The sequence below is a fragment of the Helicobacter winghamensis ATCC BAA-430 genome (genome assembly GCF_028751035.1).
Taxonomy (GTDB): domain Bacteria; phylum Campylobacterota; class Campylobacteria; order Campylobacterales; family Helicobacteraceae; genus Helicobacter_D; species Helicobacter_D winghamensis.
Genome location: NZ_CP063533.1, coordinates 884,718 through 898,309, shown reverse-complemented (window position 1 = coordinate 898,309; position 13,592 = coordinate 884,718). Strand labels below are relative to the sequence as shown.

The 13,592-nt window shown below is 34.5% G+C and carries 12 protein-coding genes; 1 reads left to right on the top strand and 11 read right to left on the bottom strand.

Translation table 11 applies throughout. The features are described 5' to 3' along the window. Positions 1 to 8: 8 nt before the first annotated feature. The 8 genes from IP358_RS04620 to argF form a co-directional block, all read right to left on the bottom strand. The gene (locus tag IP358_RS04620) at positions 9 to 1,238 is read right to left on the bottom strand and encodes a sulfate adenylyltransferase (RefSeq protein ID WP_006802416.1); all 1,230 of its coding nucleotides are present in this window, start codon (positions 1,236 to 1,238) and stop codon (positions 9 to 11) included. Further along, the gene (locus tag IP358_RS04615; protein WP_006802415.1) at positions 1,216 to 2,109 is read right to left on the bottom strand and encodes a response regulator; all 894 of its coding nucleotides are present in this window, start codon (positions 2,107 to 2,109) and stop codon (positions 1,216 to 1,218) included. Before IP358_RS04615 ends, IP358_RS04620 begins: the two co-directional genes overlap by 23 nt. A gap of 9 nt (positions 2,110 to 2,118) precedes the next feature. After that, positions 2,119 to 3,321, bottom strand: coding sequence for a bifunctional 2-C-methyl-D-erythritol 4-phosphate cytidylyltransferase/2-C-methyl-D-erythritol 2,4-cyclodiphosphate synthase (locus IP358_RS04610; RefSeq protein WP_006802414.1), 1,203 nt, complete (start codon positions 3,319 to 3,321; stop codon positions 2,119 to 2,121). 84 nt (positions 3,322 to 3,405) lie between these two features. Continuing rightward, entirely contained in the window at positions 3,406 to 5,049 is a 1,644-nt protein-coding gene (locus IP358_RS04605; RefSeq protein WP_006802413.1) for a methyl-accepting chemotaxis protein, read from the bottom strand. 93 nt (positions 5,050 to 5,142) lie between these two features. Further along, positions 5,143 to 6,456, bottom strand: coding sequence for a (Fe-S)-binding protein (locus IP358_RS04600; RefSeq protein WP_006802412.1), 1,314 nt, complete (start codon positions 6,454 to 6,456; stop codon positions 5,143 to 5,145). A 9-nt stretch (positions 6,457 to 6,465) separates the two neighbouring features. Then, entirely contained in the window at positions 6,466 to 7,827 is a 1,362-nt protein-coding gene (hemN, locus tag IP358_RS04595) for an oxygen-independent coproporphyrinogen III oxidase (RefSeq protein ID WP_006802411.1), read from the bottom strand. A gap of 14 nt (positions 7,828 to 7,841) precedes the next feature. Then, entirely contained in the window at positions 7,842 to 8,234 is a 393-nt protein-coding gene (locus IP358_RS04590; RefSeq protein WP_006802410.1) for a DUF2603 domain-containing protein, read from the bottom strand. Beyond that, positions 8,213 to 9,133, bottom strand: a complete 921-nt coding sequence (gene argF, locus IP358_RS04585) for an ornithine carbamoyltransferase (protein ID WP_006802409.1) — start codon at positions 9,131 to 9,133, stop codon at positions 8,213 to 8,215. Before argF ends, IP358_RS04590 begins: the two co-directional genes overlap by 22 nt. A gap of 74 nt (positions 9,134 to 9,207) precedes the next feature. Here argF and hypA point away from each other — a divergent pair, with 74 nt between their 5' ends. Then, the gene (hypA, locus tag IP358_RS04580) at positions 9,208 to 9,552 is read left to right on the top strand and encodes a hydrogenase/urease nickel incorporation protein HypA (RefSeq protein ID WP_006802408.1); all 345 of its coding nucleotides are present in this window, start codon (positions 9,208 to 9,210) and stop codon (positions 9,550 to 9,552) included. Between the two features lie 160 nt (positions 9,553 to 9,712). Here the strand turns inward: hypA and IP358_RS04575 are convergent, their stop codons facing one another. Genes IP358_RS04575 through IP358_RS04565 form a run of 3 tightly spaced genes read right to left on the bottom strand, consistent with a single transcriptional unit; the run spans position 9,713 to position 13,592 of the window. Beyond that, positions 9,713 to 10,207: a chemotaxis protein CheW gene (locus IP358_RS04575; RefSeq protein ID WP_006802407.1), complete on the bottom strand. Its 495-nt coding sequence runs from the start codon at positions 10,205 to 10,207 to the stop codon at positions 9,713 to 9,715. Then, positions 10,207 to 12,609 (bottom strand): chemotaxis protein CheW, encoded by a 2,403-nt coding sequence (locus tag IP358_RS04570; RefSeq protein WP_006802406.1) that lies wholly within the window; start codon positions 12,607 to 12,609, stop codon positions 10,207 to 10,209. Before IP358_RS04570 ends, IP358_RS04575 begins: the two co-directional genes overlap by 1 nt. Positions 12,610 to 12,635: 26 nt before the next feature. Continuing rightward, positions 12,636 to 13,592 (bottom strand): chemotaxis protein, encoded by a 957-nt coding sequence (locus tag IP358_RS04565; protein WP_006802405.1) that lies wholly within the window; start codon positions 13,590 to 13,592, stop codon positions 12,636 to 12,638.

Sequence of the window (13,592 nt, the reverse complement as noted above, 5' to 3'; positions counted from 1 at the left end):
TTGGATTCCTATTTTAAAGAGTGTGTCTGATAAAGATCAATGAGTTTTAAATAAAAATTGTCATCATCTTGCTTTTCAATCATTCCATTGTTTGCAAACATCATTCCAAATTGCTTCAATAATGGGCTGAAGCGTTTAGGGAATAGATAGCTTAAGATTTTTGCGGAAACTTCCTTGCGCATAAGAATTGTTGGTGGGATAAGTCCAGCTTGTAAAATTCCTTGTAAAAAGCCAGAGTGATAATGGATATGGTGATGATTGCCGTGAGGGCAGGTTTTAAGACTGACAATAGTGTTACATTGACTACAATACACAAACTCGTGCAAGAGTTTTACATTAATCTTAATATCTTTGGTGGTATCAAAAATAGAGTAGATTTTCTGATTATCATAATAAATAGTTAGATTGGGATAATTCTCCCCAATGACAATCCTATCACAACCTAGGTTTTGAGCTAAAATTGCATCAAGAATAATGCCGTGCGCTCCAGCGAAAAGATAAATATCATCCAATGGGAAAATTAAAATACGATTTGTGGGTAAATAGTTATCAATTACGCTTTGCAAGCAAGTCTTACGAATATTAAAATCTAGCAATCCTTCATTTTGATGTCGCAAAAGCATTAAAACAAGTAAATCGCTTTCATCTAAAACGAAGCGAAAAATACGCTCGTGAATGCGTGTTACAGGGGAAGCATCTAGCACCATTGCTGTAATGCTCTCTGCTTGAATATTATTTTTTGTTTGTAAAATTGTTTGCTTGCCAATGTGGCGCATAAAATCAAATTGTGCATTTTCTAAGAATAGGCAATATTCACCACAAATTGCATAATCTCCCAAGCGATGAAAGATATCTTGTGCTTTTTGTGAGTAAATATCACCACTCATTATTTTAAAAAGTCGTTGTTGCTTATTAATCTTAAAAGCAGAATCTACAATAAGCTCTCCACAAATATTACCTTCACAAACAAGAGTAATTATTTCCCCTTTCTTTGCATTTTTTATTGTAAGTGCATTGCGTTTTCCAGAGGGTGCTAAGATGAAAGAAAAGGGAAAACTTTGTCCATTATAAAGCCCAGTAGCATCCACCTCATGCATTTCTTCTTCGTTCATTAAATGGGAGACTGGAGTTAGTAATCCTTCTTTGCATAGAAGTAGAGCAAAAACTGCTTCTTTATCTATAAATAAAGCATTGATAAAAGCTGCTTTTTCTTGATTATTTCTTTTTTGTGATTCCATACTTCTTTCTTTTTTCCCATAAGCTTTTGCGTGACATTCCTAGTCGTTTGCTAAGCTCAGTATCAGGATAACGATCTTCAAATTTTAAAATCATTGCTTTAATGTATTCATCAACACTTAGGATATCATCTTGGATTCCACTGGTAATTTCTTTAATATTAATTTCAAAAATATTTTTAAAATCACTCACATCTCCACTTAAGCAAGAAAGAATCACGGGAATGTTTTTGAGTATTTTAATACACTCTTCTTTTTCTTCCCTAGAAAGTGTTTCAAAGCCTACAACATAGGTCAATTGCGTTTTTGGAGCATTTTTTAAGATTTCCTTACAGTTTGCTGTATTCTTGTAAAGTGAAATAAAATTAATGGCAAATTTTTTATGTATAGCGTAGTTTACAACACACATATCAATGGCTTTTTGTGAAATACTTTTAATAATGAGCGGAAAAGAAACTTTGGTATTGATTGTATATGTTGGAATTAAAAGGGAATTACAGAAATAATCACGATAAAAAATGATTTCTTTTTGGAGTTGATAAAATTCAATATAATGATCAATCTTGCGTATGAGTTCATCAATCATAAAGGGTTTTACAATATAATCGCTAGCTCCTGCTTTTAAAGGGTTTGTAACAGTGTCGTCATTAACATAAGGTATCATCATAATGATGATTGAAGATTTAAATTTTTCAATAACTGGATAAAAGTTTTGCCCTGGGATATTCGCAGAAAGTAAAATAATATCTGAACTCTCAAACTTTAGTGCCTCATCAATGCTTGGAATAACTTCACAAATAAAGCCAAATTGACTAAGTTTTGCTGTAATGCTTTGAGCTAGATAGATTTCATTTTCAATAATTAAAATTTTCATACATTCCCTTTAGTTTATTAAGTTTTTCCAATTAAAATATTCAAGCACAATGTTTGCTTGAGCAAAAATTCCCTCTCCTCTGCCTACAAATCCAAGCTTTTCCGTTGTTGTAGCCTTGACATTGACTTTAAAATTTGGAATTCCAAGAAGTTTGGCAATTTGCGATTCCATTATTTTTTTAAAAGGAGAGATTTTGGGTTTTTGCGCAAAGATTGTAATATCCACTTGTTTAAGAGAGTAGCCCACATTATAGGTAAAATCTACAATCCTTTGAAGTAACTCTTTAGAATCCGCACCCTTATATTTTGGATCATTATCAGGAAACCACTCTCCAATATCGCCAGCACCAATTGCGCCCAAAATCGCATCACAAAGCGCATGCAAGCATACATCTCCATCACTATGCGCGATGAGTTGATAAGGGCAATCTATAAAAATTCCGCCCAAAGTAATCCCATTTCCACTAGCTAGCGTGTGAATATCATTTCCGATTCCAACTAAAGTTTGATGGCTAGGGTAGGGGAGATTTAAGGATTTCAAATCTTGTAAAAGCGTGAGTTTTTTCGCCACTTGCTCACCTTCTACAAAACCGATACTTCCACCAATGGCGTTTATCGCGCTACTCTCATCTGTAAAATTTCCTTTTATCAGGGCTTGTTTTAATACAGAGAGACGGCTAAGTTGTGGAGTTTGAATAATTTTTAAATGCTCTCTTTTAAGATATTGTAACGATGAATCACTATAGGCAATGGTATCGTGTAAATTTAAAAACGGCACAATGCAATCATAATTCTTGACTTCTTTTAAAATCCTTTGGCAAAGGGATTGCGTGATGTTACAGCGTGCAATATCACTAACAAAGACAAATTCCACACTTGAATCTAAAAGATTGATGGCATTTTTCAAAGAATCCTGTCGTGTTTTCCCACCACAAGCCAACTTGAAATTTAAATCATAAGAATCTAAATATTTTTGCATATAAGGAATCTCAAGTTCTGTGCCACTCAAAATAAAATCACAGAAAGGATAAACAGCATATAATTCCTTTGCAACCTTTAGCCAAAGTGGAATTTCTCCTAAACGGATCCATTGCTTTTTGGGCAATTTTGTAACAAAATTTTGCTTGAGATCATTTTCTATTAGATATTGCTTGGAATCCTTAAAACGGCTACTTTCCCCAGCACCTAATAATATTAGAGCAATATTAGACAAAAATTATCCTTGAGAAAAAATTTCGGAATTATACATTTTTAAAGTTTAGAATCCCTTTTACTTGCTTAGGGATTCTAAAAATACTTAGATTTTAAAGAAGTTGATATGTTGTTTTAAGATATTAGCAAGTTCTTTTAGAGATTTTGCAGCAGTTGTGTTGTTTATCATTGATTCTGCAGTAACTTTAGCATCTTTTGTAATAACATCAAATTCTAATGCTAAATTTTCCATATTTTTAACTTGTTCATCAGCGGCTTGCGCAACTTCCTTTGCTTTATTAAGAGAGTCTGTTGCTTGCGTGTTGATTTGGTCTAAAATATTGCTTGCCTCATTTGCTAACTCCATACCTTTTTCTACTTGTGGCACGGCGTTTTGGACGGCTTCTACAGCAATTTGTGTTTCGCTTTGTATGACTTCAATCATTCTTGAGATTTCAGAAGTGGCAACACCTGTGCGTTCTGCAAGTTTTCTAATCTCATCAGAAACAACGGCAAACCCACGCCCAGCTTCTCCTGCTCTTGCTGCTTCTATAGCAGCATTAAGTGCTAAAAGATTTGTTTGGTCTGTGATTTCTTTAATCAAATCCGCGCTTCCGCTAATGTCTTGAGAATGTTTTTCTAACATGCGGATATGCTCTGCTGATAGAGTAACGGTTTGTGTAATTTTTTCAATCTCAGCAATAGTTATTTGCATAGCTTCTCTACCTTTTGTGGAAAGCTCTGTGGTATAGCCGGAGTTTTCTTCTGTTTGCTTGGCGATGTTTGATACGCCATTAACTGCCTCTACAATCTCTTTAATATGCCCAACGGACTCTTCTGAATTTTGTGCTTGATGATAAGAAGAAGTTTTGGATTCTTCGGAAACTTTTGCGACTTCGTTTGCGCGTGCATTAAGTTCATCTGAGGATTTCATTACCTCAATTACAATAGCACGCAATTTCTCTTGCATTTGTGCAACAGAAGCTAACATACTTTCTTTAAAGTTGGTTTTAATAGGGGTGTTTAGGTTTCCATTGGCAATACTTAAAACTGCTTTAACAGCTTCTTTTGGCTCTCCGCCAAGTGATGAGATAATAAGGCGCGTAATATAAAGTGTCATGATAATAGCGGCGATAACAGCGATAATGGATAGCCAAAGTGTAATGTTTAAATAGGCTTCAATTTCACCTCTGGCAGTGTTAGTTAGGGCTTGATTTTTGGCTTCTTGGTGATCAATAAAAACATTAATAATGCCTAGCCATTCTGTAAAAGCATTGCGTGCTTGATTGATTAGTAACGCGTTTGCTTCTACTAAATCGCCTTGTGCTTTTTTAGTTAAAATCTCTAGGATTAAAGGCATTGTTTTGGATTCCACCTTTTTGATTTGCTCTAAAACTTCCTTGTCTTTGGCATCAACCATTGTGGGATTTCTAAAAATTTCGTCCATTTTAATTGCAGAATCTTTGTAAAATTCTTCTAGGTTTTGGATAAGTTTTAAGGTTTTTTCAATCTCTTCAATATCATCTAATAAGACAATATCTCGGATTGCAATCGCTCTGTCGTGAACACTTCCTCTAAAGTTAATCGCATAGCGTTGTTTTACTGCATTGATATCGCTAATTGCAGATACGGTCTGTTCTACAAATTTGATTTTGTTATAGCCTACAATAGCGATAATAAGAATAAAAGCTAAAACAAACCCAAAACCCACAAATAATTGTGATTTGAGCGATAAATTTTTTCCTAACATAATATTTCACTTTCAGACTCAATAAACAATAATTTATTACAAATGATAAAAATTATTGTTTGTAATGATAAAATATATTGCTTAAAAAATTCCTTAAGTTTCATTGGTCGTATGTATGCGAATTGCTTGTGCAATTAGTTCTAATGGGTGAGAGAAAGGTATTTTTACTTCTGCTTGGTAAAGTGCATTACTAAGCTGCATACGGCAAGCACTACATTCAGCAGCCACAAAATTTGCATTTGTTTTGGCTATCATTTGTGCTTTTTTACTTCCCACTTTTTGTGCAAGTGCAAAGCGTTCTGTTTGTATTGTTACACCACCAAAACCACAGCAAGCATTAGGGTTTTCCATTTCTATAAGTGTATAGTTTTGCGCTAAAAGTTTTCGTGGCTCTTTATATACTCCTAGCACCTTTCTAGCATGGCAAGGGTCGTGGTAAGTTATGCTTACTTCTTTAGATTTTTTGCCTTGTAAATTTGCTAAAAATTCTGCAAGATTTGTTTTGGATTCTAAATATTGAGTTGCCATATAGATTTTTGGTAAGAGCTTTTTAATTCTCTCTTGCATTGTGGAATCCTTTTGCATAAAGCGTTTCCAATCCTCTAAAACCATTGCCGCACAAGTTGCCTCTGGAATTAAAATTGCATCAACTTCATCAATGAAGCTCTCAAAATACTCCACATTGTGTCGAATTAGTGTATCTACGCTTTCAAAATCTCCTGTAAAATACGCTGGAGCGGCGCAACACTTCTGTCCTTTTGCAAGTTTTGCATTAATTCCAAGCTTTTCTAAGATTAGCAATAAGGAATCACCAATTCCTTTATAATTGTAATTTCCAAGACAGCCAATAAAAATCGCAACTTTTTTAGGGTTTGCGGAATTCTTATTGAAGTGCAACTCTTCTTTATATGAGTTTAAAAAGCTTTTATTTGCTATTGCTCCAAAGATTCTATTGCCCAAAAATGGGAGCTGAAAGCGCGGAGTAATAGAGTTGCCATCACTTGTTTTTTTAAAAAGTAGAGGAGAGAAAAATACGCCAAGCTTAAAGCCTAAATCCATAACTTTGCGATGTTTTAAAAGATAGAAGAAAGCGCGCTTAAACCAAGCGATTCCAAATTTTTGGGCAATTTCATAACGAATATTTTCAATAAGTGTATCTGTGGGTAAAGAATTTGGGCAAACGCTCACACAAGTAGTGCATAAAAAACAAGTTTCAAAGATGTTCTTTGCGTTTTTATCTAAGGGAATTTCTTTGCGCTGGTAGGCACCAAGCAAGTCAATAAAGCCCCTAGGTGAAGTTGCTTCATCGCCATTAATGCTAAAGATTGTGCAATCTGGCAAACATTTGCCACATTTCACACAAGCATCACTTGTTTTAAAGTAGCTATAATCTTTAAAATGTGCCATTTGTGTCCTTTAAATGGTTTTACTAAATACTTTTTGACTTGTATTAATATGCTTTAAATACGCATCAAAAGGCATTGCAATGTTACGAATTAGTAACATTCCTGTTTGACTAACTTGGATTTCATCTTTATTTAGCGCGATTAATCCTGCATTTTCTAGGGGCTTTAAGGCTTCGAGCGCGTCAGCAAAATAGCTTGTAAAATTTATCTTAAATTGCGATTCTATTGCGTGGAAGTTTAGCCGAAAATTACTCATTAACTGCATAATTACAGTCTTTCTTAACTTATCATCAGCGTTAAGCTTAACTCCTTTTTGAAAAGGTAAAATTCCATTATCGAGTGCATTTTGGTATTCTAGCATTGTTTTAAAATTTTGCGCATAATAATCGCTTCCTTCTCCAATAGAAGTTAGTCCAATTCCAACAGTTTGTGTGCCGCCTTTTGTGCTATATCCTTGAAAATTACGGCGTAATTGTCCTTTGCTTATGGATTTAAAAAGCTCATCATCAGGTTTTGCAAAATGATCCATTCCTATCATTTTATAGCCTTTTTCTTGCAAAAATTGAATGCTAAATTCCAAGATTTTAAGTTTCTCTTCTGGTGCTGGAAGAGTGGTTTCATCAATTTTGCGCATTGTTTTTTTTATCCATGGAACATGTGCATAGTTAAAAATTGCAAAGCGATCAGGGTTTAACTTAAGTGCTAATTCTAAGGTATTTTTAAAAGTGTCCAGTGTTTGAAAAGGAAGTCCATAGATTAAATCAAAATTAATAGAGGTTACTCCAAAGTTTCGCGCAATATTAATGGAATCCTGCACTAAAGAAAAAGGTTGAATTCTGTGGATTGCTCTTTGCACATTTTCATCAAAATCTTGGATTCCAAAGCTCAAACGATTAAAACCACCATTTTTTAAAGCCCGCATTTGTTCAAGACTAAAAAAGCGTGGATCAATCTCGCAGGCAATTTCTGCATCATCTGAAAAGTTTGGAAAAGTCTTTTTTAAAAGAGCAATCAAGAATTCGAGTTCGCTTGCACTAAAAAAAGTTGGAGTTCCTCCACCAAAATGGAGTTGATAAATAGGCTTTTGCGTATCCATTGCATTTTCAAGCAATGCAAGCTCTTTTTTAAGGTACTCTAAATAAAGAATTTTGTTTTCTTCCTTGCTTGTATAAATAACATTACAGCCACAAAAATAACAAGCACTGCGACAAAATGGTAAATGCACATAAAGAGATAGCGGATTTGTATCAGATCTTAAGTCTTGCAAATAGAAATCTAAAGTATAATTTTCACTAAATTCTATTGCTGTAGGATAACTTGTATAGCGCGGTCCAGGTTTGGAATAAGTGGCAAATTTTTTAAAATCAATCATGGAAATCCTAAAGCTTATTTAAGTTTGTCTAAAAAGTTAAGAAAAAGATAGGGGTGGCACTTTTTTAAATGTTTAACAATATCTTTTGGATCTTTTTTGTAATCTTTAATTTCATTTAGAGCAATGCACCATACATCATCAAAATCTACAGGCATATTTTTATAAATTTCTTGTTTAAGTTTAAACAAATATTTATCATTTTCAAAGTTTTTTAATTTGTTTATAAGAGTTTGCATTGTTTTTTTAGGAATCAAATAAAACTCTTGATTATTGCAATCCAATAGGGAATAAATTTCATTTTCTTTAAGTGTGGAATCATAATTTAGGGATTCCATATTCGTATTTTTTAACATATTTTTAATGACTTTATAATGTTCTTGTGCTTTTAGCGGTTTTGGTGTAGCCAAACCATCACTCCTTTTTGTGCATGTAGGCGATTTTCTGCTTCTTGAAAAATCTTGCTCTGATGAGATTCCAAGACTTCTTCGCTTACCTCTTGTCCGCGATATGCTGGCAAACAATGTAAGAAAATCGCATCATCTTTTGCAAGACGCATTAATGTATTATCTACACAATAATCTTTAAATGCTTTTTTTCTTGCTTCTTTTTCGTCTTCTTGTCCCATAGATGCCCAAGTGTCAGTTGTAATAACATCAGCATTTATAGCCACCGCTTTTGGATCTTCACTTATTATAATTTTAGCACCAGAAACTTTGGCAAACTCGTGCGCTTTTTCTAGAATTTTAGAAGAGATTGTGTAATCTTTTGGAGAAGCAATGCGTAATTCAAATCCAAGTTTTGAAGCAAGCATTAGCCAAGAATGCGCCATATTATTCCCATCTCCAATGTATGCCACGATAGGATTTTTATCCTTGCCACATTCTTGCATCGTGAGATAATCAGCAAGCAACTGCATAGGATGAAAATCATCACTTAATCCATTAATAACAGGCACACTAGAGTAGTGGGCAAACTCTTCTAAACGATCGTGTCCGTGCGTGCGCATCATAATCAAATCCACCATTGATGAAAGCACTCTAGCAGTGTCTTTAATGGGTTCACCACGCCCAAGTTGAGTATCGTTACTAGAAAGAAAAATGCCTTGTCCACCAAGTTGGTAAATTCCGGTTTCAAAACTTACGCGTGTTCGCGTGGAGTTTTTTTCAAAAATCATTCCAAGCGTTTGATTGGCAAGTGCGGTGCTGTATTTTTTAGATTTAACTTCTTCTTTTAGCGCTTTAGCAATCTTTAGAATCTCTAAAATCTCTATTTTGCTAAAATCTGCTAAAGTTAAAAAATGTCGCATTAATTGACCTTGTAGTAAAATTCTATCAAAATAAAAAGCTGTATAATACAATAATTTTTTAAAAAAGGGTTAAAATGCACGAATTTTCTATTGTTTCTTCACTTTTAGAATCTTGCGAAAAAATTGCTAAGAAAAATAAGGCAAACAAGATTCTTGTAGTGCATGTGGAGATTGGCGAGAGAAGCGGAGTCAATCCTATGTTATTGCAGAGTGCATTTAGTGAGTTTAAAATAGGAAGTAAATGTGAGAATGCAGAGCTTGATGTTAGCTTTAAAAAAGTAGAACTAACTTGTAAGAGTTGTGGAGCAATTGGTGAAGCACATGGTATCAATTACACAAAATGTCCAAAATGCCAAAGTGAGAATGTATTTATTTCTGCTGGAAATGAGATGTTATTATTGCGATTAGAGATGGAGTAAAGAGAGAGTTTAGAGTTGAAACAATAAAACTAAAATATATAATGTATTGAAAGTTTTTAAATTTGAAATTTCAAAGAATGGAATCTAAATTTTAATTTTTAGATTCCATTATCTTAAGTGGCAAGCAATATCAAGCAATATAAAGTATTGTTAAATAAAATTAAAAAGTGCGTTTTAGTAACTCTTCGGGACGCAAAATTGTAATTAACCTATCATCTCTTTTGCCAACGCCATAAATAAGATTTTCATCTTGCTGCGTGATTGTTTCAGGTGTTGGATCAATGTCAGATTCTTTGATTCTGACTGCCTCTGTTAAACGATCAATAATAAAGCCTGCGCGCTCCTCTTGATTCCTAATTACAATATAGCGTGTATCTTCCGTAGGCTTTTCATAGGGTAATCCAAACTTTAAGCGCAAGTTAATTAATGGCACAACCCAACCTCGCATATTAAATACACCCAGAACATAATTTGGAACTCCAGGAACTCTTGTGTATTCTAAAGGCTTAATAATTTCTTGAATACTAAGAATTGGCACAGCGAATTCTTCAGTGCCTACAACGAAAGCAACAAGCTGGATAATATTTTCAGTTTCAGTGGCAGGCTTTTTTTGTTCTTGTTGTTTTTGTAAAACATCTTTTAATTGATTACTCATTATTCTGTTACCTCCATTGTTAGGTTAATATTGCGCTTTACAACATTCATTAAATATTCTGGTGAATATGGTTTTGTGATATATTCTGTCATTCCCGATTCCACTCCGCGCATTCTATCTGTTTTGCTTGTCCTACTTGTTACAGCAACAAGCGGTAAATTTTTAAATTTAGCGTATTTTCTAATCTCTCCAGCAAGCGTATAGCCATCCATTTTTGGCATTTCAATATCAATTAAAATTGCATCAAAATTACTATCTCCATTTTTAACAATATCAAGAGCCTCTACACCATTTGTCGCTTCGGTAATAGATATACCAAGCGGTTTAAGAGATTTTTTCATAATATTACGATCTGTCATAGAGTCATCTACAATTAAAACTCTGTAATCACTTGGGGAGTTTTTCTCTTTTTTGGTTTCACTTTCTTGTTTTAGTTTGCTAATGCTCACTTTTACATTCTTAGCCATTTGCATCATTGCAGCAATATCTACAATGAGAGTAACCCTACCATCTCCACGAATTGTAGCTCCAGCAATTCCTTCTGTACCTTTTAGGTAAGATCCAAGCGATTTAATAACGACTTCTTCTTGTCCAATTAGAAAATCGACAATTACACCAATTTTATTTTCTGCAAGACCAATCACAACAACATAGGCTTGCTCAGAGTTATCAAATACAGAATCCACACCAAAAATATCCGCTAAACGCACAAGTGGCAAGACTTCGTTTCTTAGGCGCAATACACTTTTATTTTCAACAGTGTAAATTTCATCTTGAGATATTCTAACTGTTTCAATAACAGAGGCAAGTGGAATCGCATAAAATTCTTCTTGCACGCCAACAAGTAACGATTGAATAATTGCAAGCGTTAATGGAATTTTTAATTTAAATGTTGTTCCTTCACCTAGTTCGCTATCTACATCAATAATACCATTGAGTTTTTCAATGTTTGTTTTAACAACATCCATTCCAACGCCACGACCACTAACGTTTGTAACGACTTTTGCGGTTGAAAACCCAGCTCTAAAGACTAAAGAGTATGCTTCTTTATCAGTCATTGTATCAGCTTCTCTTTCGCTAATAATGCCTTTTTCCACAGCTTTGGATTTTAGAATTTCAGGATCCATACCATGTCCATCATCTTTGATTTCTACAACAATATGATTTCCTTCATTATAGGCTTTAAGATTGACTGTTCCTTGCTCACTTTTTCCAGCGGCGAGTCTGTCTTCTTTGGATTCAACTCCGTGATCGCATGCATTCCTAATCAAGTGAACAAGTGGATCACCAATTTCTTCTACAATGGATTTATCAAGTTCTGTTTCTTCTCCTGTGATAATCAAATCGATATTTTTCCCAAGTTCTCTTGATAAATCACGAACCATTCTTGGGAATTTATTAAACACCCTTCCAATAGGCAGCATTCTTGTTTTCATAACCGCCAATTGTATGTCTGTTGTTACCATAGATACAGAAGCGACAACCTGATTAAGCTCTTCTAGAAATTTTTCCCCTTCATAGCGTTCTTCTACATCATTGTAGATTTTAATTAAACGGTTCTTGCCTAAAACAAGCTCACCAATAAGATTCATTAAGCTGTCAAGTCTTTTTACATCTACACGGATTGTTTGCTCAACTGCTGTCGCTGGAGCTTTGCTATCATCGCCACTAGAACGAGAAGCCGTTTTTGGCGTTGCACTCTCTGCTTTTTGAGCTGGTTTTGATGTATTGGTGGCAGTTGGAGTGGCTACTTTTTGAACGCTTGAAGTTACTTCAGCAGCAATTTCTCCCGGTGCTTGAATATCACCAAGCTCACCTTTTGCGCGTTTTGCCTCGCGCTTTTGCTTATCTTCTTCTTGGCGTTTATTAAGCAATCGTTCAATCTCTTTTTCAACCTCTTCTGGGGACATATTTGCATAATCTAATTCTGGTTCTTCTTCAATTGGTGTAGATGCAGATTCTTCTGCAGAGATGCTTTCTGTTTGTGTTGCAATACTTGGAGCTTCACCTTTTGAGATTGCATCTAGACGTTGAATTGTGCCATCAATATCGCCTTCTAATCCTGTATTTCCATCTGTGCCTGTATCTCTAATTGCATTAAGCAATTTTTTCATATAATCAATGGATTCCAAAACAACATCCATAATATCTGGAGTAATAGTTAATTCCCCATGTCTTGCCTTATTTAAAACATCTTCCATATGGTGCGTTAAGCGTGTTAGTACAGAAAAGTTTAGAAATGAACCGGAACCTTTAATTGTGTGCGCCACCCTAAAGATTCTGTTTAATAAATCTAAATCATCCGGGTTGTTTTCTAATTCAACCAAGTCTTGATCTAGCTGTTCAATCATTTCAAAAGCTTCAATCAAAAAATCTTCTAGTATCTCTTGCATTTCATCCATAATATACCTTTCCTTTCAAAATTTAATCAATTTTCATTGTAATATTTATTGATAATTCTTGAGACTTCATCGTGAAACTTGTTACCATCAAATTTAACAAGATAGGATTCCGCTCCTGCCTCTTTGCCACGATCTTCACTAAACTTATCGCTAATTGATGAGCTAAAGATGATAGGAATCTTAGAAAATCTTGGATCCTCCTTTGCTTTTGCTGCAAAATGAAATCCATCCATTTGTGGCATTTCAATATCTGAAATGATAATCTTTAAAGTTTTCATAAGATTATCACCATAAGTCTCATAAAGCTTCTCAAGCTTTTGTAGTCCTGCTTCTCCATCATTTGCTTCTACAACATCAAAGCCCATTTTTTCCAAAAACTCTTTAATAATTTTTCTAGCAATAGAACTATCATCTAAGACAAGAACAAGCCCGCTAAATTTATTATAGGTTCTCTCTGAGCTAATCTCTGGCTGGTAGAATCCTAGTTCTTGCACGATGCTTTCTAAATCTAAAATTAGCAAGACTTGATCGCCTTCAATTCTAGTTACACCAGTGATTTTGTTTTTATCCATTGTGGCATCAGCAGAAGAGCTAAAATGCGCAGGCTCAATATCTTTCCAGTTAATACGACGAATACGCTTTGCTTCGTGAACAATAAAACCTATCATAATGTTATTAAACTCTGCAATAATCACACGCGGTTTAATTTTTTTGTTTTTGGGAATTTCTACATGCATCCATTTTGCAAGATTAATTACAGGAATAACGACTCCACGCAAATCAAATATTCCTTCTATGTAGTCTGGAACACCCGGTAATTCTGTGAGTTCAGGCAAGCGGATAATCTCATTAACCTTAGCAACATTAATGCCATATACCCCTTCATACTGCTTACCTTTTTCAAGCTTATGAATTCTAAAATCCACTAACTCCATTTCATTGGTTCCCACTTTTAGGGTATCATCTTTTTCAAAGCTTGACAC

Excerpts from the sequence above, each read along its gene's own strand:
- argF (WP_006802409.1), bottom strand. The coding sequence starts at position 9,133 with ATGCGACATTTTTTAACTTTAGCAGATTTTAGCAAAATAGAGATTTTA.
- IP358_RS04575 (WP_006802407.1), bottom strand. The coding sequence starts at position 10,207 with ATGAGTAATCAATTAAAAGATGTTTTACAAAAACAACAAGAACAAAAA.
- IP358_RS04605 (WP_006802413.1), bottom strand. The coding sequence starts at position 5,049 with ATGTTAGGAAAAAATTTATCGCTCAAATCACAATTATTTGTGGGTTTT.
- IP358_RS04620 (WP_006802416.1), bottom strand. The coding sequence starts at position 1,238 with ATGGAATCACAAAAAAGAAATAATCAAGAAAAAGCAGCTTTTATCAAT.
- IP358_RS04570 (WP_006802406.1), bottom strand. The coding sequence starts at position 12,609 with ATGGATGAAATGCAAGAGATACTAGAAGATTTTTTGATTGAAGCTTTT.
- hemN (WP_006802411.1), bottom strand. The coding sequence starts at position 7,827 with ATGATTGATTTTAAAAAATTTGCCACTTATTCCAAACCTGGACCGCGC.
- IP358_RS04615 (WP_006802415.1), bottom strand. The coding sequence starts at position 2,109 with ATGAAAATTTTAATTATTGAAAATGAAATCTATCTAGCTCAAAGCATT.
- IP358_RS04600 (WP_006802412.1), bottom strand. The coding sequence starts at position 6,456 with ATGGCACATTTTAAAGATTATAGCTACTTTAAAACAAGTGATGCTTGT.
- hypA (WP_006802408.1), top strand. The coding sequence starts at position 9,208 with ATGCACGAATTTTCTATTGTTTCTTCACTTTTAGAATCTTGCGAAAAA.